Here is a 21,364-nt window from a genome sequence, read left to right on the forward strand (position 1 = left end):
CAATGACGATCGATGAATATGCGGTTTGGGCCGCGAGCGTTGCGAAAGTCGATGAACATCCGTCCAACGAGCGGCTGTCCTATCTCGGTCTCGGCCTCGCAGGTGAAGCCGGCGAGGTCGCCGAGCACATCAAGAAGCTGTTGCGCGATGACTGGCTCGACAAGGCTGGCCTCGTCGATGAGCTCGGCGACGTCATCTATTACTGGGCCTGCCTCTGCGCGACGACCGGCCAGAAACCGTCCGAGCTGCTCGAAAGGAGCGCGGCAAAGATCAAGCGGCGGCTGAGCGAGGCGGCGAGCCGGTAGGCTCGCTCACGTCGACGTCAAAATATCCACCTTCGCGTTCGCCACGATCAGGCGATCGGCGAGGAGCTGGGCGAGATTGCGCATGATGCGCTCGCTGGCGTGCGGGTGCTGCTGGCGGAAGCGTTCGAATTCCTGCAGCGGAGCCTCATAGGCGGTCGCCGCCATGTCGGCGAAGACGTCGGCCGAGCGCGTGGACTCCAGCAGCGCCATCTCGCCGAACGCCATGCCCGCGGTCAGCGTCGCGAGCCGCACGCCGTCAGGCAGCGTGACGTGCACGGCGCCGCTGCGCAGGAAGAACAGGGAATCGGTGCGATCGCCGGTGGTGAGAATCTTGGCGCCGGACTGATAGGTGCGGATGGTGCAGATCGAGGCGAGATCCGCCAGCTCGTCCTCGCCGAGGCCCTCGAGCAGCGGCTGCTCGGCAAGCTCGGTGGTCTCATGAAAGTCGATCGAGCCGCCGTAGCGGTAGACGATCTGGTCTTCGGCCCATTCGATCGCGGTGTCGAGCAGGTAGAAGTCGCGGACGTTCTTCAGCTCGGCCGTCCATTCCCGCAACGTGTCCCACTCCCTGGATGCGCGCCTGACGCCCGACAGCACCACCGTGACATTCAGTGCGGCGAGCTCCGCGAACGCTTCGGCGACAAGCCGCGCGCCGGCGCGCGTGGTGGAGGTGACGCGGTGCAGATCGAAGATCACGAATTGGGGGCGGGGCCGGGCAGCGAGCCGCCGGGAGACGTAGTCGACCGCGGACAGCGACAGCGTGCCGACCAGCTCGATGATCCGCACTTCCTGCTCATGCGCGGCGAGAATCTCGCGCTCCTGCGGCCGGCGCACGCGGCGTGACGGGCTCTTGCCGATATCGTAGTCGGCGATGACGGCGTTGCGGGCATCGTCGCTGCGGTTGAGCATGTGCAGATCGTAGTGCGAGGACAGCGCCTCGCAGACCTTGATGCCGCGCACGCTGTTGCCGTGCTTGTCGAGTTTCGGCGAATAGCTGCCGAGCCCGAGGCGGGCGGGGAGCGCGGCGAGGATGCCGCCACCGACGCCGCTCTTGGCGGGAATGCCGATCCGGTAGATCCATTCGCCGGCATAGTCGTACATGCCCGAGGAGGTCATCACCGACAGCGTGCGGGAGATGGCGTAAGGCGTCAGCACCTGCTCGCCCGTGACCGGATTGACTCCGCGATTGGCGAGGGTCGCCGCCATCACCGCGATGTCCCGCGCGGTGACCAGCACCGCGCATTGCCGGAAATAGACGTCGAGCACGGCTGCAACGTTGTCGGAGATCACCGCGTTGGTCTTGAGCAGATAACCGATCGCGCGGTTGCGGTCGCCGGTCTGGCTCTCCGAGCCGTAGACGGCCTCGTCGACGGCGAGATCGCGGCCCGCGAAGCGGCTCAGCGCGAGCCGAATCTGCTCGAAGGCATCTGCGCCCTTGCTGTCGTAAATCAGCCCGGTGCAGGCGATCGCGCCGGCATTGACCATCGGGTTGAACGGGTGGTTCTCGGAATTAAGCCGGATCGAGTTGAAGGGATCGCCCGACGGTTCGACGCCGATCGCGCTCTCGACGCGGCCTGCGCCCAGAAGGTCCAGCGCCAGCGCGAACACGAACGGTTTTGACATCGACTGGATGGTGAAGGGCACCCTGGAGTCGCCGACCTCGTAGACGTGGCCATCCAGTGTCGCGAGGCTGATGCCAAAATAGGCAGGATCAGCCTTGCTCAGCTCGGGAATGTAGTTGGCGACGCTGCCCGAGGTTTCGGCGGAGAATTCGTTGAGGCAATTGTCCAGAAACCGCAGCAAGGGCGGCTTCGAGCGGGTCCAGGCGGCGGCGAGAGGCGAGAGCGGGGTCATCGCCTCTCTTGTGCAACGCAATCAGGGCACGCGCAACCCGTTCGGAACCACGGTCTGCCGCCGGACCAGCAGGAGGGCGAGCAACGCCGTGGGCACAAGGATGGCAAGGCCCAGCAGCGTCACCTGCATCTGCGACAGCGGCATGATCCCGCCGCCCGGTGTCGCCACCACGAAGCCGCCGATCACCAGCAGCACGCGGATCGGCCATTCCAGCGCGCCGGCGCGGCGGAGGTCACCGACGAAGGGCTGATAGCCCTGGATGCCACCGCAGATGAACAGCGTGCCGAACGCCGCAAGTCCCATCAGGCCGAGACCGGCGAGATACGGGCTCGGCCCTTGCAGCACCAGCGCCGGATTGAGCACGAAGAAGAACGGGATGAAATAGATGATGCTGCCGACCCACATCGATTCCCAGCCCGTCTTCATCGCCGGCGAGCCGGCAATGCCGGCGGCCGCGAAGGACGCGATCGCGACCGGCGGGGTGATCGACGACAGCATGCCCCAATAGAAGATGAACATGTGCACGGCCATCTTGTTCAGCCCGAGCTTCTCCAGCGCGGGCGCGACCAGGATGGCGAGGAAGATGTAGCAGGCCGTCGTCGTCAGCCCGAGGCCGAGGATGAGGCTGGTGAGCGCACACATGCCGAGCAGCAGGAAGGGATTGTCTCCGGCAATATGCAGGAGGTCGTTGGCGAGGCTCGACACCACGCCTGTCATCGAGAACGCGCCGATCAGGAGACCGCAGCCGGCGAGGATGCCGACCAGCTCGACGAAGGTGCGGCCGTTGACCTCCAGGAATTTGCCGATCGTCGCAAAGGTCCAGCGCGTGTCCTTGGAGAAGAACTGGTTGAGCACCAGCAGCAGCGCGGTCGCGTAGAATGGCGCATGGCTCTCGCGCTTGAAGTAGAGCAGCATCACGATCAGCAGGGCGATGACGAAGACGTAGTACCAGCCGTCCTTGATCGTATCCATGATCCGCGGCAGCTCGGCGCGCGGAATTCCCTTCAGCCCGTGGCGCGCGGCGTAGGAGTCGACCTGCATGAACAGGCCGACATAATAAAGCACGGCCGGGATGATCGCGGCGACCGCGACCTCGGCGTAGCTGACATTGAGGAACTGCGCGATCACGAAGGCGGTCGCGCCCATCACCGGCGGCGCCAGCACCGCACCGGTCGAGGCGCAGGCCTCGATCGCGCCGGCATAGGAGGCGCGAAAGCCGCTCTTCTTCATCACGGGAATGGTCATGGTGCCGGCGGTCAGCACGTTGGAGATAATCGAGCCCGACATCATGCCGAGCAGGCCGCTGGCGAAGATGCAGACCTTGGCCGCGCCGCCGCGGAAGGTGCCGCACAGCGCGAAGGCAAGGTTGATGAAGAATTTTCCGGCGCCGGTCATCATCAGCGCGGTGCCGAACACGAGGAAGCCGATCACGGTGTCGGCGAAGGCCTGGATCGGAATGCCGAGCAGGCTCTCGCCCGACAGCACGTGATAGGCGGTCGCCTGCTCCAGCGTCGATTGCGTGCCGCGGAACGGGCCGAGCCAGCTGGATTCGGCGAATAGCGGATAGACCGTGAAGGGGAGCACGCTCAACAGCAGGCTCCAGCCGCCGGTGCGCCGCAACGCCTCCATCAGCATCGCCCACATCACGAGCCCCGCCGCGATCACGTTGTTCGGCGCGCCGCCGAACTCCCAGCCGGCCTCCGCCGCCTTGCGCACGTTCGACATCAGCAGCAGCGCTGCGGCGAAAGTCGCGACGAACAAGACGAGGTCGTACCAGGGGATCCGGTCGAGCGGCGCGCGCTCCGTGCCGGGAAAGATCAGGAAGGTGAAGGGCAGCATCAACGCGATCAGGAGATAGAAATACTCCGTGTTGAGCTGGGTGTAGCCGATGAAGAAGCGCAGCGAGAACTGCTGGTTGATGCAGAGCAGGATCGTCGCCGCGGTCGCTGCGACCAGCGTCCAGCGCCAGGCGCCGCGCAAGGTGCGCACGCGCGTGACTTCGGCCTCCTGCATGTTGCCGGCCGCGCCATGGGGATCGTCGAACACGATCCGCTTGGTCTCGTCTTGCGGGGCAGTGGAGGTGGAAACAGAAGACATCGTCGATCCCGCGTGTGGGCTGGTAACTAACTAAGCGAATGGCCGTTGGTTGAATCGATCAAGCCGCGGGCTCCTCAACCTCTCCCGCTTGCGGGAGAGGTCGGCGCGCAGCGCCGGGTGAGGGCTGTCTCCTCTGGGGGAATCCCACTGCGGAGATACCCTCTCCCCAACCCTCTCCCGCAAGCGGGAGAGGGAGCGCACTTCTCGCGCGGCGGCCATCAAGCCCAACAACATCGTGCGCTAATCCTCGAACCCGTTCGGCATGTCGGCTTTCGCAAGCGCTGTTGCGCGCGCCTTCATCCAGCCATCGAGGAACGCCTTGTCGTCCGACGGCGGGTTGGACTTGCCGTAATCGGCCCACGCGGCTGCCAGCACCTCCTGCCGCTTGATCAGCTTGTTGTTGTGCGCCTCCTGCGCGTCGCTCCACTGTCCGGCTTCCTTCAGTGCCTTCACCGAGCCGGGATGCACCGGCACCACCCAGTTCTTGGTCTGGCGGTCGGCCGCGAGCCCGCCGGCACCGGGCGCCGAATCCTTGTAAGCGTCGTAGTTCGTGATCATCGCCTTGGTGATCGCATAGACCTGGTCGGCCGGCTGCGAGGCATAGGCGACGAAGATCGGGTAGGGGTAGTTGCCGAGCTCGACCGGCTTGTCCGGCGAGATGCCGGCCCCGCAGGTCGCCACTTGCGGGAAGAAGAACGATCCGACCTTCTGCATTCGCGCCCAGCCTTCCTTGTCCTTGGCAGGCAGCGGCGGCCAGATCAGGCCGCGCGGCGAGGTCTCGGCTTCCTTGGCGGGGCCGGTGATGGTGGTGCCGAATGCGGCATCGACGTCGTTGTTGATCAGCCCTTTCCACATCGCGCCGTAGCTTGCGAATTCGACGGCCTTGATGTCTTTTTGCGTCAGCCCGGCGAAAGCGAGCACGGCGAGCGAGTTCTGGTTCAGCGCGGGTGAGCCGACCACGAAGCCGACACGCTTGCCCTTGAGGTCCTTCAGCTCCTTCACGCCGGTGTCGGCGGCGACGCCGAGCGAACCGCAATTGCAGTCGACGCTCGAAAGCAGGATCTGAAGCGGCTGCGGACCCCATTCCTTCGCGCCGAACTCGAACACGCCTTCCTGCGCGAAGTAGGTGCCGGATCCCATCGCCGAGGATGCCGCGCGCTGGGCGCGCAGCGGCGCGAGACGGGCAACGTCGTTGCCTGCGGGCAGCACGCGCACGTCGGTGCCGTATTTGTCCTTCATCATCTTGCCGACGCCGACCGCGATGTTGAAGCCGGCGGTTCCGGTGTCATAGGCGGTGAACGTCAACGTCGCCGGCAGCTTGATGTCTTCGGCGAACGAATAGCGTGTAGACGCAAAAGAGATGCCCGCCACCAAGGCAGGCGCGAGCACGAGCAGCCCACGAAGCATGTTTCCCTCCAATGATCTTTCGCGTTTGCCGCGAAGATTTTCGTTCTTTGTTTGAAACAGAGTTTTGTTTGCGACGGATCATGTCACCCGCGTCGGGCGATGGCAACGCCGTACCGCGCATGCGGGAACGAGACTGACAGATTGCCGCGGAAGCGACGGATAACGCCGTCAGCACGCGACAATCGCGACCGCCTGTCCCTCCGCAACGACGTCGTCGAGCTTGACGAGAAGCGATGTGATCGTGCCGCTTGCAGGCGAGAGCACCGGTAATTCCATCTTCATTGCTTCGACGATTACAATTTCATCGCCATCCGCAATGGTTCCTCCAACTTGCACGGGAGTTGCGCAGACGCGCCCGGCGACCTCCGTGACGATCTTAATTTCTGGCATGCCATCCCTTTTTGTTGTCGTCGCAAAATGCCTGAGGTAGCGTCGTCTGCAAGTGGAATTTAATTCCGCAGAGCGGAACAACGGTAGGGAACACATGGGACGACGATCGGAGCGGTTGAGTAGGCAAGGCGTGCTCGCTGGCGATGCCGGTGAGGGTGATGTCATCCAGGTGGTCTCGCGCGCGTTCGACGTGTTGCGATGCTTCGAGGGCCACGAGGCAAGGCTCGGCAATCTCGAGATTTCAAATCGCTGCGGCCTGCCGCGCTCGACGGTGTCGCGGCTCACGCATACGCTGACGCGGATGGGCCAGCTCGTCTATCTGCCGCGCGATCAGAAATATCGCATCGGCCCGAGCGCGGTTGCGATGAGCGCTTCGATGATGAAGGGCGCGCAGCTGCGCAGCATGATCCGCCAGCGGCTCCAGGAAGTCGCCGAGCAGCTGCCGGGCACGGTGGGATTCGTCGTGCCCGACCGCTTTCATCTGGTCTATCTCCAGTTCGCACGCTCGCCCTCTGCGCTGGGCCTGCATGAGGGCACCGGCAGTCGCATCTCGATGGCCTCGACCGCCGCGGGCGCGGCCTACACCGCAGCGCTGGCGCCGGAGATCGGCGATGCCTTCATCGCGGACTTCGAACGGGAGGCGCCCGAGGCCGCGAAGATCCTGAAGCCCCGCATCGAGGCCAACCGGCAGATGTTGCGAGAGCGCGGCTATGTCGTGGCCTGCGGCTTGTGGAGCCCGCACATCAACGGCCTCGCGGTGCCGATCTGGTCGCCGCAGTACCAGACCTTCGTGGTCATCACGATCGGCCTGCTCTCGGCGATGTATGACGAGCAGCGTCTGCATGACGAAGTCGCGCCGCTGATGCTTACGCTCGGTCGCTCGCTCGGCAGCCTGATGGAAGGCTCCGAGGGCGATGCCTTCCCGCGTAAACCGGTCGCAATGGCCGTGCATAACAATAACAAGCCGATCCATTCGGAGGGAGTGAATGAACTGGAAGCCGGAACTCGACGAGCTCGCCCGGCGCGAAGCCTTCGCGCGGGAGATGGGCGGCGTTGACAAGGTCAAGCGACAGCATGACCAGGGCCGGCTGACTGTTCGGGAGCGTATCGACAAGCTGATCGACAAAGGCAGCTTTCACGAGATCGGTACCGTCTCCGGCATCGGCGAGTACGATTCCAGCGGCGATTTGAAAAAGCTCACGCCGGCGAATTGCGTGTTCGGCCGTGCGCGCGTCGACGGCCGCACCGTGGTCGTGGTCGGCGATGATTTCACGGTGCGCGGCGGTTCGGCTGATGCGTCGATCTCGGCAAAGCCGTTGATGGCGGAGGAGATGGCGCACGATTTCCGTCTGCCCATCGTCCGCATCATCGAAGGCTCCGGCGGCGGCGGCTCGGTCAAGACCATCGAGACCAAGGGCGCGGCGAATCTGCCTGGAGGCATCGGCGGCACGCGCTGGTATCGGTTCACGACGGAGAATTTGTCGCGCGTGCCGGTGGTCGCACTCGGCCTCGGCTCGGTCGCAGGCCTTGGCGCCGCGCGGCTTGCCGCCAGCCACTATTCCATCATGACCCGGAAGTCCGCGATGTTCGTCGCGGGGCCGCCGGTGGTGAAGGCGCTGGGGCAGGACCTCTCGAAGGAGGAGCTCGGCGGCGCCGACATCCAGACCCGCGCCGGCGCGGTCGATCATGCCGTCGACACGGAAGAAGAGGCCTTTGCCTGCGCGCGGCGTTTCCTGTCTTATCTGCCGTCGTCGGTCTACGAGCTGCCGCCGACCTTGCCCTGCACCGACAATCCGGAGCGGAGCGAAGAGGCGCTGATGAATGCGGTGCCGCGCAACCGCAAGCAGGTCTACAAGATGCGCCCCATTATCGAGTCCGTCGTGGACAAGGGCTCGTTCTTTGAGATCGGCAAGAATTTCGGCAAGCCTGTCATCGTCGGCCTTGCGCGGCTGGAGGGCAGGGCGGTGCTGCTGCTTGCCAGCGACAGCTTTCACTATGGCGGCTCCTGGACGGCGGATGCCTGCCAGAAGGTGGTGCGCTGGGTCGACTTCGCCGAGACCTTCCATCTGCCGGTCGTCTATCTCATGGATTGCCCGGGCTTCATGATCGGTCTCGATGCCGAGAAGGCGGCCACGATCCGCCACGGCGTTCGCGCCATGGCTGCGGTGAACCAGACCACCGTGCCCTGGTGTACCGTGATCCTGCGCAACGCGTTTGGTGTTGCGGGTGTCGTGCATCAGCCGGCCGACCGCTTCTCGATCCGCTACGCTTGGCCGTCGGCCTATTGGGGCTCGCTGCCGCTCGAAGGCGGCATCGAGGCCGCCTATCGCGCCGACATCGACGCGGCCGAGGACAAGGCGGAGAAGCTGAAGGAGATCGAGGCGCGCCTCAACAAGCTGCGCTCTCCGTTCCGCTCGGCCGAAAAGTTCTGGGTCGAGGAGATCATCGATCCCCGGAAGACGAGGTCGCTGCTGTGCGAGTTCGCGCGCCTCGCCGAGCCGCTGCGAAAGCCGGGGCCGCCGGAGAACTTTTCGATCAGGCCTTGATATTGGCCATCGCTGCCGCGCGACAATCCTGTCGCGGCTGCGATGGCGTGACCTCAAAACAATTACGCGCTACGTTCCCCGAACAAGAACAAGAGGACGCGCCAATCGTGTATGACTTCATTATCGTGGGCGGCGGCTCGGCGGGGTCCGTGCTGGCCCACCGGCTCTCCGCGAAGAGTGCCAACAAGGTCCTGCTGTGCGAAGCCGGCCAGGACACGCCGCCCGGTAACGAGCCGGCCGAGATCAGGGACAGCTATCCGGGCACGGCCTATTTCGATCCGCGCTTCCACTGGACCGAGCTCAAGGTCACGACGCAGGTCGTCAGCCACAACAACCCACACGTGGGCCGGCCTCCCTTGCGCAAATACGAGCAAGCGCGCGTGCTCGGCGGCGGCTCGTCGATCAACGGCCAGATGGCCAACCGCGGCGCCCCCACCGATTACGACGAATGGGACGCGCGCGGCGCCGAAGGGTGGACCTGGAACGACGTGCTGCCCTTCTTTAAGAAAGTCGAGCGCGACCTCGATTTCGACGGACCGTACCATGGCAAGGATGGCCGGATCCCGGTCCGCCGCATCCCCAGGGAGCACTGGACGCGGCATTCGCAGGCGTTCGCCGATGCTTTCCAGCAGGCCGGCCACCGATTCCTGCCGGACCAGAACGGCGAGTTCGTCGACGGCTTCTTCCCGGTGACGCATTCGAACCAGGCCGAACAACGCGTCTCCGCCGCGATGGGCTATCTCGATCGCGACACGCGCCAGCGCGCCAATCTCACCATCTCCACCAACACGCAAGTGCGCGAGCTGCTGTTCGAGGGCACGCGCTGCGTCGGCGTCAAAGCGATGGTTGACGGACGCGAGCAGGAATTCCGCGGACGCGAGATCATTCTGTCCAGCGGCGCCATCCATTCGCCGGCGCATCTGTTGCGCGCCGGGATCGGGCCGGTCGGCCACCTCAAGGATCTCGGCATTCCTGTGCTGATGGGACTGCCGGGCGTCGGCCAGCGCCTGATGGATCATCCCTCGATCTCGCTGTCGTCCTTTGTCCGCCGCGGCGCGCGCATGAACGAGCACACCAGGCGCCACATGCAGCTGGGCCTGCGCTATTCCTCCGATCTCGCAGGCGTGCCGAAGGGCGACATGTTCGTCGTCCTGCTCTCCAAGTCGGCCTGGCATGCGGTCGGCGAGCAGATCGGCTCGCTGCTGACCTTCGTCAACAAGACCTATTCCGAGACCGGACAGGTCAAGCTCGCCTCGCGCGATCCGTCGGCAGAGCCGATCGTCGAGTTCAACCTGTTGTCCGACCGGCGCGATCTCGATCGCCTGATGAGCGGCTTCCGCAAGATGGCGGCGGTGCAGATGAGCGACGTGGTCAAGGCGGTGACGGACAAGCCGTTCCCGGCCGCCTATACGGACAAGGTCCGCAAGATCGGCGTGGTCAACACCAAGAACAGGATCTTGACCAAGATCGCCGCGACGCTGATGGACGGGCCGGCGGCGCTGCGCCACTACATGATCGACAATTTCGTGGTCGAAGGTTTCACCTTCGATCAGGTGATGAACGACGACGACGCGCTGGAGGCCTTCGTGCGCAAGGCGACGATCGGCGTGTGGCACGCCTCCTGCTCATGCCGCATGGGCCGCGCCGACGATCCGATGGCGGTGGTCGACAATCAGGGCCGCGTCAAGGGCATCCAGGGCCTGCGCGTCGTCGACGCCTCGATCTTTCCGGTGGTGCCATGCGCCAACACCAACTTTCCCGTGTTGATGTCGGCGGAGAAGATCGCAGCAGCGATGATGCAGTGAATAGCGGCGTCGCGCCGATCAGGGGCAGCGCAGTGACGAGGAGAGCTTGCCGCAAAATCCACGACGAATACGAACCGGACTTGATTGCATGCGGTGCGTTGGACCCGCCGAGCGTTCATTCGTTCTCTGCGAGTTAATCATTTCGGGCGCTATTTGTAGGCTATGATGATTGCAGACAGCGTCGCGCAGATGCAGCCATTTTCAGCCGCTCTTTAGGCCCATTTCAGCCAAACTGTTATTGGTTTCTCGTTGCCTGGGGCAGGACCACTCTATTTTGGAGTCCTGCAATGTACAGGCTAGTAATTTCTGCGTACCTCTTCGTTGCCTTGAGCTCTATCCCTTCGGAAGCGCGACCTTATCGCATTCATCATGCTTCCGAATGCAATGTCACCATGCCCTGCGACTTCTCGTATTCGCAGATGCAGCGCGAGCGGACTTCCAGGTCCTCACTAACTTCCAGATACTCACTAGCTTCCAGATCCTCACTGAATTCCACGCCGTCACTGCAAGCGTACCGCTCGACGCAGCTGACAGTGACTGACGCAGGGGGCGCCGCCACGCCGGCGACCGTCTCCGGTGTTTCCGGGGCTCGCGTTGTCGGCGGTCGTCCGGCAGGCTGCCCTTCGTCCTTCTGCGGCTGCGGCGCGGCTCTGCGCGTGTTCGGTCGTATCGTGCCGGAATTGAATCTTGCGGCCAATTGGCTGCGCTTTCCGCGGACATCACCCGCGCCGGGAATGGTTGCTGCGCGCCGAGGACACGTTTTCGTTCTGGAGCAGCACCTCGGAGGCGATGTCTGGATGGCCTATGACGCCAACTCGGGCGGACACGCTACGCGAATCCACGCACGTTCATTGCGAGGGTACGCGATCGTGAATCCGCGCGGCGGTTCGGCGGCTTGAGGGTCGCGGACACCACTCTCGACAAGACCGCGGACAGGTCGCAACTTCGTTGCGACCTGCCCACGCTCGATCGATCGTTGACGCGGGGCGCAGCGTCGGTCACAGCCGCAGCACCTTGCCGGGATTCATGATGTTCTGCGGATCGAGCGCGCGCTTGATGGTTCGCATGATGTCGAGCTCGGTCTTCGAGCGGTAATGGCTGAGCTCGTCGAGCTTGTCGATGCCGATGCCGTGTTCCGCCGAGATCGAGCCGCCCATCGAGGTGACGAGATCGTTCACGGCCCGAGTGATGGCGCCCTTGTATTGGGTCAGCGTCTGCTGATCCATGCCGGTCGGCCCCATGAACGAAAAATGCAGATTGCCATCGCCGATGTGTCCCAAAGGATAGGGCCGGATGGTCGGGAGAATGTCGAGCACCGCCGTGGTGCCCTTGGCGATGAACTCCGGAATCCCTGAGATCGCCACCGACACATCGAAGCTGAGCCCCGGACCTTCGGCCCGGGAGGCCTCGGCGACACTTTCGCGGATGCGCCACATGTTGCGCGATTGACTGACCGTGTGGGAGATCACCGCATCGAGCACGCGGCCGGCCTCGAGTTGATCGGCGAGAAACCGCTCCATTTTCCCGGACATGCCCTCAGTGCCGTCCTGGCGCGCCCGCGAGGACGACCATTCCAGCAGCAGGTACCACGGCGTGTCGGCCTTGAGAGGATCCTGGGTGCCGGGAATATGACGCAGCACCATGTCGATCGCGCTGCGGCTCATCAGCTCGCAAGAGCCGACATTGTCTCCGGATGCCGCGTGCGCTTCCGACAGGATCTCAAGGGCCGCGCGTGGATCGCGGATCGCCAGCCATGATGTAGAGACGTCCTTCGGCGCCGGCCACAGCTTGAGCACGGCCTTGGTGATGATGCCAAGCGTGCCTTCGGCGCCCATGAAGAGGTGCTTGAGGTCATAGCCGGTGTTGTCCTTCTTGAGCGCGCGCAATCCGTCCCAGACCTCGCCGTTTGCCAGGACGACTTCAAGCCCCAACACGAGATTGCGGGCATTGCCATAGCGCAGCACCTGCACGCCGCCGGCGTTGGTCGACAGATTGCCGCCGATCATGCACGAGCCCTGGGCGCCGAGGCTGAGCGGCAAGAACCTGTCGTGCCGGCTTGCCGTCTCCTGAAGCGTCTGCAGCACGCAGCCGGCCTCGACCGTCATCGCGTAGCCGACGGGATCGACGTCCAGCACGCGGTTCATGCGGCCGAGCGACAACACGATGCCGGTGTGCGCAGGCCAGGGCGTCGCCCCACCCATCAGGCCGGTGTTGCCGCCCTGCGGCACGATGGCGACGCCGTGCTCATGGCAAAGCCGGACCACTTTCGCGACCTCCTCGGTGCTGCCAGGACGGACGACGGCGCCGGCACCGCCAACCAGCAATCCCCGCCAATCCGTCACGAACGGTTGCTTGCCGTGCTCATCTTCGATGAGGCCCTTGTCACCCACGATGGCGCGCAACGCATCGCGCATCTCGGCAGTCAAGGGAGCGGTTGGAATAGCGGGTTCGGACGACGGGAAGGCAGTCGGCATTTTCGTTTCCCCTGGCGCATCTTGGTGTGCACTGCGCACGTGACGTGCCCGGGTATTGTCCACGTTTGGCGCAGGGAGTCTAACGGCAAGATGTCTCGAACTGCAGCCGGTGACGAAGGCGGTCCGCGGGAGATCTGAGCCTTGCGAGGAAGAGGGTTGATTTGACAAGACGATCGGTCTAATAAACCTTCATGAACAGAGCAGCCTCGGTTTCAGAGCCGCGCCGGCGGGGCCGTCCTCCCAGGGACCAGTCGCAGCCGAACGCGCCGCGCGCGCGTCTGTTGCGCACGGGCGTTGCGATTCTGACCGAGAAGGGATTCAGCGCCGTCGGCGTCGAGGAGATCCTGGACTCCGCGGACGTGCCGAAGGGTTCGTTCTATCACTACTTCGGCAGCAAGGAGGCTTTCGGCCTCGAGCTGATCGATGCTTACGCCGCCTATTTCGCCCGCAAGCTGGATCGATGGTTCGACGATGCAGCGCGGGCTCCGCTGGACCGCCTGCGCGATTTCATCGCGGACGCGCGGTCGGGCATGGCTCGCTACGGTTATCGGCGTGGCTGTCTCGTCGGCAATCTCGGGCAGGAGATGGGGGCGCTGCCGGAGCCGTTCCGAAAGCGCCTCGCTGCCGTTCTCAGGGATTGGGAAGCCCGGACCGCCCGCTGCCTCCGCGCGGCGCAGCAGGCGGGCCACATTCCGAAAGACGCCGATTGCGACAGCCTCGCGCATTTCTTCTGGATCGGCTGGGAGGGCGCGGTGCTGCGGGCGAAGCTGGAAAGACGCCCCGACGCACTCGACGTCTTCGCGCGAGGATTTCTCGCGATGATCCAGGCCAAGGAACGCGTGATCGTACCAACTTCCATCGACGAGTACCGAGGATAACGCCATGACCCAGGCACTTGCAGTCAGCCGCTTCCCTGTCCCTGATCTGGCCGACGTGCCAGACGACATCCGCGCCCGCATCGTCGCCGTCCAGGAGAAGTCCGGCTTCATTCCGAACGTCTTTCTCGTGCTGGCGCACCGGCCGGACGAGTTTCGCGCGTTCTTTGCCTATCACGACGCGCTGATGGACAAGCCCGGCAACCTCAGCAAGGCCGAGCGGGAAATGATCGTGGTTGCGACCAGCAACCTCAATCAATGCCAGTATTGCGTTATCGCGCATGGCGCGATCCTGCGCATCCGCGCCAAGGATCCGCTGATTGCCGATCAGGTCGCGGTCAATTACCGCAAGGCGGATATCACGGACCGGCAGAAGGCGATGCTCGACTTCGCCGTGCGCGTCTCGACCGAGGCCTACAAGGTTTCCGAATCCGATTTCGCCACGCTGAAATCGCACGGGTTCACGGAAGACGACATCTGGGACATCGCCGCGATCTCGGCCTTCTTCGGCCTCTCCAACCGGCTTGCCAACGTCACCAGCATGCGTCCGAACCCGGAATTCTATAACATGGGACGCGGCTGATCGGGCTGACTGACCTGTTCGGCAAGTACGCTCGTCCGCGGACATGGAGAACGGACATGGAGCTCTCATCCCAGCAGCTGGCGCTGAAGGAGAGGGCTGCTGCGCTCTCCAACGAGACGATCCGCAAACGTGCCGCCGACATCGACCGGTCGCGTGAATATCCATGGGACGTCGTCGAGGCGCTGAAGGCCGAGCGCTTCATGGGAATGACCATTCCGCCGGACTATGGCGGCCAGGGTCGGAGCTTCCTCGACACGGTGCTGGTCATCGAGGAGATCGCCCGGTCCTGCACCGTGTCTGCGCGCATCGTGGTCGAGGCCAACATGGGCGCCATCTCGACCGTGATGGCCTACGGCACCGACGCGCAGAAAAAGCGCGCTGCCGATCTCGTCCTGGATGGCGACAAGCCGGCCATCTGCATCACCGAGCCCGACGCGGGGAGTGACGCGAGCGGAATGACGACGCGAGCCGACAAGCGCGGCAACCGCTATGTGCTCAACGGCAAGAAGCACTGGATCACCGGCGCCGGAGTGTCTCGTCTCCATTTGATCTTTGCGCGCGTGTTCGACGAGAGCGGAGAGGAGCTGGGCGTCGGCGGCTTCCTGGCGGTGCGCGGCGAGGCGGAAGGGCTCCGCGTCAGCAAGCGCGAGACGACGATGGGGCTGTGCGGCATGCCCGAAGGCGAGCTCGTGTTCGAGGACCTCGAGATCACGCCGGACATGGTGCTGCTGCCGCCGTCGGGCTTCAAGCGCGGCTTCGCCGACCTCATCAATGCCTACAACAGCCAGCGCGTCGGCGCCGGCACGGTTGCCATGGGGATTGCGGCCGGCGCACTGGAGCACGCCATCGCATGGGCCAAGACGCGCGAGCAGTTCGGCCGGCCGATCGGCGAATTTCAGGGGCTGCACTGGATGCTCGCCGATATGCAGACGCAACTGACCGCATCGCGCCTGATGCTGCACGCGGCGGCGGCTTCACGGGGGCCGGGCGGCAGCGCATTCCCCGATCCCATGCTTGCCGCTCAGGCGAAGATCTTCGCCTCGGAAGCCGCCATCAAGATCGTCAACGACGCGCTGCAGGTGTTCGGAGCCCGCGGCTATTCGCGCGACTTTCCGCTCGAACGGATGGCGCGCGATGTCCGCATGTTCACGATCGGCGGCGGCACGGCCCAGGTGCTGCGCACCTTGGTTGCCAGCAAGGTCCTGGGCTGGAAGCTGCCGCAGACGCGCGATGGCTACGTCGTATCAAGGGACCTTGCGGCAAAGGACTAGGGCGCTATCGTGCGCGACGCGGCGTGTTGATGGGAACCCGAGGAAGAGGTGAATACATGACAGACTTCGTAACGCCGCGAGAGATGGCGGAGATGATACCCTCCGGGTGCAAGCTCGGCCTGGCGCCGGACGATTACGCCGCGGCCCCCGGATTGGTTCGGATGCTGATCGATCGCGGCATTCGCGATCTCCATGTGGTCTGCGCACCGATCGGCGGCATGCAGGTCGATATGCTGATCGGCGCCGGCGCCGTGGCGACGCTGGAGACGAGCGCCGTCAGTCTCGGCGAAGCGGGCGGCGCGCCTTGTTTCAGCCGGGCTGTGCGCGACGGATCCATTCGCCTGCGTGATGCCACTTGTCCGGCGGTGTTCGCAGGGTTAACGGCCGCGGAGAAGGGGGTGCCGTTCATGCCGATCCGCGGCATCATCGGCAGCGACGTCCTGGAGAAGCGCGACGATTGGAAGGTGACGTCCAATCCGTTCGATGACGCTGAGAAGATCGTCGTGGTCTCGGCGATCCAGCCCGACATCGCCTTGTTTCACGCGCCTGAAGCGGACCGGTTCGGCAACGTCAGGCTTGGGCGCCGGCGCGAAACAATGCTGCTGGCCCACGCGTCGAAGAAGGCCTTCGTGACCGTCGAGCGAATCTCCGAAGTGTCGCTGCTCGACGACGAGAACATGGCCGCGGGCGTGCTGCCCGCAATCTACGTGAGCGCGGTGGCCCAGCTCGAGAAGGGTGGATGGCCGACCGGGCTCTACGCCGAATATCCCAGGGACGGGCAGGAAATCGAGAAATACGCGCGCGCGGCGCGCTCGCCGGAGGGCTTCCACGCCTACATTCGGGGCCTAGGGAGCGCGGCATGAGCGAGGCGTGCACCAGCCGTGAGTTGATGATCTATACGATCTCGCGGTTGCTGAAAGGCGTGCGGCATGTTGCGGTCGGTCAATCCTCGCCGATACCGGCGGCGGGAGCGATGCTGTTGCGTGCGCTCAACCAGCGTGACGGGCTGGAGCGCGTGCAGGTCTCGATCCTCGGGTCGGTCAAGCACAATTCCTTCACCGGCGGTGCCGAGGAGCTGTTCGATTGCGCCGCGCAGGGACGTCTCGACGCCTTCTTTCTCGGTGGCGGCCAGATCGACGGCCGGGGCAACGTCAACCTTGTCGGCACCGGCGACTATCCGAACAATCCGGTCAGATGGCCCGGCTCATTCGGCTCCGCCTATCTGTATTTCCTGGTGCCGCGGGTCATTCTGTTCCGTGAGGAGCACAGCCTGCGATCCCTGGTGGAGCGCGTGGACTTCGTCTCTGCGCCTGGCGTTACCGACGAGACGGTCTATCGGCGAGGCGGTCCTCATGCGCTGCTGACCAATGCGGCGCTGTTTTCCTTTGACCGGGAGGCGGGACGTTTTCGCCTTGAGAGCAGCCATCCGGGATATGGTTGGCGCGACATTCGAGGCACGACGGGCTTCTCGTATGACAACGAGCAATGCGAGGTCACGACGCCCTTGCCGGACGAGGCGACGTTGTCCTTGATCCGGGGCCGAATTCGCGAGGAGCTGCGGGAGTGCTATCCGCAGTTCGCGGGCAATATGCCCGGTCCGGGGTGAGGCGGGTTTCGCTCCGATCTGCCGCGACTCTCTCCCGCTTGCAGGCAGGGCAAGCGCCTTTGGCGACTTCTCTGTGGCCATCCTTCGAGACGCCCGCCGTTGGCGGGCCCTCAGGATGAGGACGGAGTGTGCGGCAGCACTCTCAACGGGCTCCGATGCCGCTTAGCCTCATCCTGAGGAGACCGCTGAAAGCGGTCGTCTCGAAGGGCGAGGCGCGCGCTCAGGTCGCCAAGTACCAAAATGCCGATTGCGGCAACGTTCGGACAATCTCTGCAACGTTTCTATACATCTTCGACAACTTCCCGCGACTGTTCGGGCGTAGAACGCGCTCGGACTTTTCAGATCGGGATTGATGGAATGCGATTGAAGTTTTCGGCGGCGCGCACGGGCATCGGCGTGGCCTGCCTCGTGCTTGGCGGCGTCAGCCCATTGTGCGCAGAGCCGGTGTTCGACAGCCTGGCCGGTGCCTGGTCGGGCATCGGCACCATGAAGCCGTCGGACGGTCCGCGTGAGAAGGTTCGCTGCAAGGTGGCGTACAACGTGACCAGGCCGGGGCGGTCGTTGACACTCGACCTGCGCTGCGCGAGCGATGCGTACAAGATGGTCCTGTCCGCGAACATCGAGCAGAGCGGGACGGAGCTTTCCGGCAACTGGTTCGAGAGCGAGTACCGGCAGGGCGGCAAGGTCTACGGCACCAACAAGGACGGCCTCATCGAGGCTCGAATAGAGGGAAATACGGTGGCCGCGCTGGTGACGATCCAGACCAGGAGCAACCATCAGTCCTTCCTGATGGAGGCACCGGGCTCCTGGATGGCGGAAGTCGCGATCGAATTGAACAAGGATGTGAAGTAGCCAAACACTAAATCAAAGCGCGATGACGATTCATCCTGATCTCATCGCGCCTTTAGTGGATGATCTGGTTCAGAAAGCCCTTCGCTCGTTCCGTGCGAGGGGCCCGAAAGAAGGTTTCCGGATCTGCCTCCTCGACGATGCTTCCGCGATCCATGAAGACCACACGGTCGGCAACCTCGCGGGCGAAGCCCATCTCGTGTGTCACGCAGACCATGGTCATTCCGTCCCGCGCCAACTCGACCATGGTGTCCAGCACTTCCTTGACCATCTCGGGATCGAGCGCGGATGTCGGTTCGTCGAACAGCATGATCTTGGGCTGCATGCACAGCGCTCGGGCGATGGCAACGCGTTGCTGCTGGCCGCCTGACAATTGTGCAGGATATTTGTCCGCCTGATCCTGAATGCGAACCTTCCGCAGCAAGCCCAGTGCGCGATCGCGGGCTTCTGCTTGCGAAACGCCGCGAACCTTCATCGGGGCCAGCATGCAGTTCTCGGCGACCGTGAGGTGCGGAAACAGGTTGAAACTCTGAAACACCATCCCGGTTTCGCAGCGCACGCTGTTGATGTCGGCGAGGCGGTTGCTCAGTTCGGTGCCGTCCACGATGATCCGGCCTCCGTCGTGCTTCTCGATATGGTTGATGCAGCGGATCAGCGTCGACTTGCCGGAGCCCGAAGGTCCGCACAGCACGATCTTCTCGCCTTTGCCGACCCTGAGATTGACGTCGTTCAGCGCGGTGAATGCGCCGAACCGCTTCACCAAGCTCTCGACGACGACGATTGCACCGGGCTGTGCGGCATTGCTGGAGGTCTCTCGATGCATGTTCGTCTCCCGGACTAGAGGCGTTATCGCGATGTGGCGAGCGCGTATCGTTTGCGAAGGACAGCGACACACTGGGAAGCTGCCGAACTGATGGCGAGATAGGCCACTGCGACGACGAGGTACATTTCGACGAGGCGGCCATTGAGCTGCGCAAGCTTGGAAGCGGCGCCCAGAAGATCCGTCAGCGAAAGGACGTAAACGAGCGAGGTGTCCTGAAAGAGGATGATCGTCTGGCTGAGGATGATCGGACTGGCCACGCGCAGGACCTGCGGGAGGACGATATGGCGGTAGGTGTCGTAGGTGGACAGCGCGAGCGCCTGGCAGGCCTCGAACTGGCCCTTGTTCACCGCTCGCAGCCCGACACGGATGATCTCGGAGTAGTAGGCGGCCTCGAACAGGCCGAAGGTGATGAAGGCCGTATAGGTGGCGCCGATCGGAATCGGGCGGCCGTTGCCGCTGAGGTGCCCAAGCACGATCGGCACCAGGAAGAAGAACCAGAACAGGACGAGGATCAGCGGAATCGATCGGATGACCGCAACGTAGCCGCGGATGATCTGGGCGAACACTGGAATCTCGAAATGCTGAACGAGCGCCAGGCAGGTTCCGAGAACCATGCCGATGACGAATGCGGCGGCCGTGAGCGCAAGCGAGAAGAGCAGGCCCGACCAGAGATAGGGCCACGATTGCGTTACAATCGAGAAATCGAGGGTGTTCATTTCACGACCTCCATGGCGTTGGACAGGGTGCCGCCTTGCCGCATCTCAGAGGCCAGATCCTCGTCAGTCCCGGGCTTGACGGGAGCGCTGCCCGGAATGCGGACGGCTTTGTCGATGAGGGTCATGGCCTGATAGGCAACCAGCGCCAGACAAAGGTAGATGATCGTCGCTGCGCCAAATGCCGTAAATGTCTGGAACGTGGCCTCGCTGATCTGGCGCGCCTGGGCGGTCAGCTCCATCAAGCCGATCGTGAGGGCGACGGAGGTGTTCTTGTAGATGCCCATCACCTCGCTGGTGAGGCTCGGCACGATGAGGCGCAAGGCCTGCGGCACGATGACGTATCGATAAGTGAGATAGCCATTGAGGCCGAGAGCGTTGGCCGCTTCGATCTGTCCCCTTGGGAGCGCTTCGATGCCCGCCCGGACCTGCTCGGCTATTCGGGACGCCGTGTAGAGTCCGAGGCAGAGGAGCGCCGGGAAAAACGACGCCCAGGGTGGCGGGATCTGCTTGATGGCATCGCCCAGCGCGCTGGGCACGACCTCCGGGAAGACGAAGTACCAGAGGAACATCTGCACCAGGACAGGGATGTTCCGGAATATCTCGACATAGAGCCGGGCCGGGACGGAGAAGAAGCGATTCTGCACCGTGCGGCCCACGCCGACGATTACACCGATGCCGAAGGCGATGCACCAACCGAAGAAGGCCAGGGCCAACGTCCAACCGAGACCCGACAGAAGCCAGTCGATATAGCGCTGGCCGTCCGCCGTCTGTTCAAAAAGCACTCCGAACATCGCGAGCCCTCAGGTTGCAGGTGCGAACGAGGATTTCCGTGCGGGACGGTCAGCTCCGTCAATCAGTCGACAGCATCGCTGGGATGCGCGATCCGCGCCATCAATTCGTCCGTGAGCGGGAATGCGAGGTTCTCACCCTTGGGCGGAATCGGCTTGGTGAACCATTTCGCGTAGGTCTTCTCGAACTGGCCGGATGCCATTTGCTTGGAGAGGACGTCGTCGACGAGGCCCTTGAAGCCGGCATCACCCTTCGTGAACATCAATCCATAGTAGATCTTTGCGTAGCCCTCGGGAAGGAACAGGAGCGCGTCCGGATTTGGCGCGGCAGCCTTGAGCCCGGCGAGGAGGATATCGTCCTCCATGAAGGCGGCCGCACGGCCGGTGTTCAACATCAGGAAGGATTCCGCATGGTCCTTGGCCTGGACGATGTTGAGGCCGAGTTGCTCCCTAGCGTTGACGCTCTGCGCGAAACCGACTGCGTTGGAGCCTTGGGTGACGACAATCGTCTTGCCTTTCAGGTCGCCGGCGGTCTTCACGCCGCTGGTGGCCTTGACGAGCCATCGCGGTTGGCTGACGAACGTCGCGACCGAAAACGAGACCTGTTCCTGCCGCTTCTTGTCGTTCGCGGTTCCGCCGCACTCGATGTCGACGGTCCCGCTCTGGATCAGCGGAATCCGGTTCGAGGAGTTCACTGGCGTGTAGTTGACTTTGAGGTTGGGCAACTTCAGCTCCTCCTTGATGCGATCGACGATCGCCGCGCAGAGATCGAGCGAGAAGCCGATGGGCTTCTGATCGGGCCCGAGGTACGAGAACGGTATGGAAGCCTCGCGGTGGCCGATCGTGATTGCGCCGCTGGATTTGATCTTATCGAGCGTCGGGCTGTCGGCTGCCGTGGAGGGACTTGGGCTGACGGCCAGGAGTACGGCCAGGAGTCCTGAGAGGCGTCCGAGCATCTGAACAAGCGTCTTCATG

19 protein-coding genes are annotated in these 21,364 nt (G+C 63.8%); 10 read left to right on the forward strand and 9 right to left on the reverse strand.

Features of this window, described 5'->3' with window-relative positions; all coding sequences use genetic code 11:
* The first annotated feature begins 2 nt into the window (after positions 1-2).
* Positions 3-305 (forward strand): nucleoside triphosphate pyrophosphohydrolase family protein, encoded by a 303-nt coding sequence (locus A3AS_RS0122650; protein ID WP_018319846.1) that lies wholly within the window; start codon positions 3-5, stop codon positions 303-305.
* 6 nt (positions 306-311) lie between these two features.
* On the opposite strand, the gene glsA is transcribed toward A3AS_RS0122650, so the two are convergent.
* The 4 genes from glsA to A3AS_RS0122670 form a co-directional block, all read right to left on the reverse strand.
* Positions 312-2,159 carry a glutaminase A gene (gene glsA / locus A3AS_RS0122655; protein WP_018319847.1) on the reverse strand — a complete coding sequence of 616 codons (1,848 nt, stop codon included), beginning with the start codon at positions 2,157-2,159 and terminating at the stop codon, positions 312-314.
* 21 nt (positions 2,160-2,180) lie between these two features.
* Complete coding sequence (locus A3AS_RS0122660) at positions 2,181-4,256, reverse strand: TRAP transporter permease (protein ID WP_018319848.1); 2,076 nt, start codon at positions 4,254-4,256, stop codon at positions 2,181-2,183.
* A 240-nt stretch (positions 4,257-4,496) separates the two neighbouring features.
* The gene (locus A3AS_RS0122665; RefSeq protein WP_018319849.1) at positions 4,497-5,663 is read right to left on the reverse strand and encodes a TAXI family TRAP transporter solute-binding subunit; all 1,167 of its coding nucleotides are present in this window, start codon (positions 5,661-5,663) and stop codon (positions 4,497-4,499) included.
* Between the two features lie 168 nt (positions 5,664-5,831).
* The gene (locus A3AS_RS0122670; protein ID WP_018319850.1) at positions 5,832-6,053 is read right to left on the reverse strand and encodes an acetyl-CoA carboxylase biotin carboxyl carrier protein subunit; all 222 of its coding nucleotides are present in this window, start codon (positions 6,051-6,053) and stop codon (positions 5,832-5,834) included.
* Between the two features lie 94 nt (positions 6,054-6,147).
* Between A3AS_RS0122670 and A3AS_RS0122675 the strand changes: the two genes are divergently transcribed.
* The 3 genes from A3AS_RS0122675 (at position 6,148) to A3AS_RS0122685 (ending at position 10,404) form a co-directional block, all read left to right on the forward strand.
* The gene (locus A3AS_RS0122675) at positions 6,148-7,110 is read left to right on the forward strand and encodes an IclR family transcriptional regulator (RefSeq protein WP_026202263.1); all 963 of its coding nucleotides are present in this window, start codon (positions 6,148-6,150) and stop codon (positions 7,108-7,110) included.
* On the forward strand, positions 7,040-8,599 hold the full coding sequence (locus A3AS_RS0122680; RefSeq protein ID WP_018319852.1) for an acyl-CoA carboxylase subunit beta: 1,560 nt from the start codon (positions 7,040-7,042) through the stop codon (positions 8,597-8,599). Before A3AS_RS0122675 ends, A3AS_RS0122680 begins: the two co-directional genes overlap by 71 nt.
* Positions 8,600-8,706: 107 nt before the next feature.
* Positions 8,707-10,404: a GMC family oxidoreductase gene (locus tag A3AS_RS0122685; RefSeq protein WP_018319853.1), complete on the forward strand. Its 1,698-nt coding sequence runs from the start codon at positions 8,707-8,709 to the stop codon at positions 10,402-10,404.
* A gap of 998 nt (positions 10,405-11,402) precedes the next feature.
* Here A3AS_RS0122685 and A3AS_RS0122695 read toward each other — a convergent pair.
* A complete protein-coding gene (locus tag A3AS_RS0122695; protein ID WP_018319854.1) occupies positions 11,403-12,878 on the reverse strand; it encodes an FAD-binding oxidoreductase in 1,476 nt (491 codons plus the stop codon).
* A 191-nt stretch (positions 12,879-13,069) separates the two neighbouring features.
* On the opposite strand from A3AS_RS0122695, the gene A3AS_RS43710 reads away from it, so the two are divergent.
* The 6 genes from A3AS_RS43710 (at position 13,070) to A3AS_RS0122725 (ending at position 18,065) form a co-directional block, all read left to right on the forward strand.
* The gene (locus A3AS_RS43710; protein WP_018319855.1) at positions 13,070-13,756 is read left to right on the forward strand and encodes a TetR/AcrR family transcriptional regulator; all 687 of its coding nucleotides are present in this window, start codon (positions 13,070-13,072) and stop codon (positions 13,754-13,756) included.
* Between the two features lie 4 nt (positions 13,757-13,760).
* Complete coding sequence (locus A3AS_RS0122705) at positions 13,761-14,336, forward strand: peroxidase-related enzyme (RefSeq protein ID WP_018319856.1); 576 nt, start codon at positions 13,761-13,763, stop codon at positions 14,334-14,336.
* Between the two features lie 56 nt (positions 14,337-14,392).
* The gene (gene acdA, locus A3AS_RS0122710; RefSeq protein WP_018319857.1) at positions 14,393-15,607 is read left to right on the forward strand and encodes a 3-sulfinopropanoyl-CoA desulfinase; all 1,215 of its coding nucleotides are present in this window, start codon (positions 14,393-14,395) and stop codon (positions 15,605-15,607) included.
* A 56-nt stretch (positions 15,608-15,663) separates the two neighbouring features.
* The gene (locus A3AS_RS0122715) at positions 15,664-16,470 is read left to right on the forward strand and encodes a CoA transferase subunit A (protein ID WP_026202264.1); all 807 of its coding nucleotides are present in this window, start codon (positions 15,664-15,666) and stop codon (positions 16,468-16,470) included.
* Positions 16,467-17,213, forward strand: a complete 747-nt coding sequence (locus tag A3AS_RS0122720) for a CoA-transferase (protein WP_018319859.1) — start codon at positions 16,467-16,469, stop codon at positions 17,211-17,213. Before A3AS_RS0122715 ends, A3AS_RS0122720 begins: the two co-directional genes overlap by 4 nt.
* A gap of 357 nt (positions 17,214-17,570) precedes the next feature.
* On the forward strand, positions 17,571-18,065 hold the full coding sequence (locus A3AS_RS0122725) for a hypothetical protein (RefSeq protein WP_018319860.1): 495 nt from the start codon (positions 17,571-17,573) through the stop codon (positions 18,063-18,065).
* Between the two features lie 52 nt (positions 18,066-18,117).
* Here the strand turns inward: A3AS_RS0122725 and A3AS_RS0122730 are convergent, their stop codons facing one another.
* The 4 genes from A3AS_RS0122730 to A3AS_RS0122745 all read right to left on the reverse strand — a co-directional run bounded on the left by A3AS_RS0122730 (position 18,118) and on the right by A3AS_RS0122745 (position 21,363).
* Positions 18,118-18,885, reverse strand: coding sequence for an amino acid ABC transporter ATP-binding protein (locus A3AS_RS0122730; RefSeq protein ID WP_018319861.1), 768 nt, complete (start codon positions 18,883-18,885; stop codon positions 18,118-18,120).
* Between the two features lie 23 nt (positions 18,886-18,908).
* Entirely contained in the window at positions 18,909-19,601 is a 693-nt protein-coding gene (locus A3AS_RS0122735; protein ID WP_018319862.1) for an amino acid ABC transporter permease, read from the reverse strand.
* Entirely contained in the window at positions 19,598-20,392 is a 795-nt protein-coding gene (locus tag A3AS_RS0122740; protein WP_018319863.1) for an amino acid ABC transporter permease, read from the reverse strand. The genes A3AS_RS0122735 and A3AS_RS0122740 overlap by 4 nt, the downstream gene beginning before the upstream one ends.
* A 62-nt stretch (positions 20,393-20,454) precedes the next feature.
* Complete coding sequence (locus A3AS_RS0122745; RefSeq protein ID WP_018319864.1) at positions 20,455-21,363, reverse strand: amino acid ABC transporter substrate-binding protein; 909 nt, start codon at positions 21,361-21,363, stop codon at positions 20,455-20,457.
* Between the last annotated feature and the right edge of the window lies 1 nt (position 21,364).

This window comes from Bradyrhizobium sp. WSM2793, from assembly GCF_000379585.1.
In the GTDB taxonomy this organism is placed as follows: domain Bacteria; phylum Pseudomonadota; class Alphaproteobacteria; order Rhizobiales; family Xanthobacteraceae; genus Bradyrhizobium.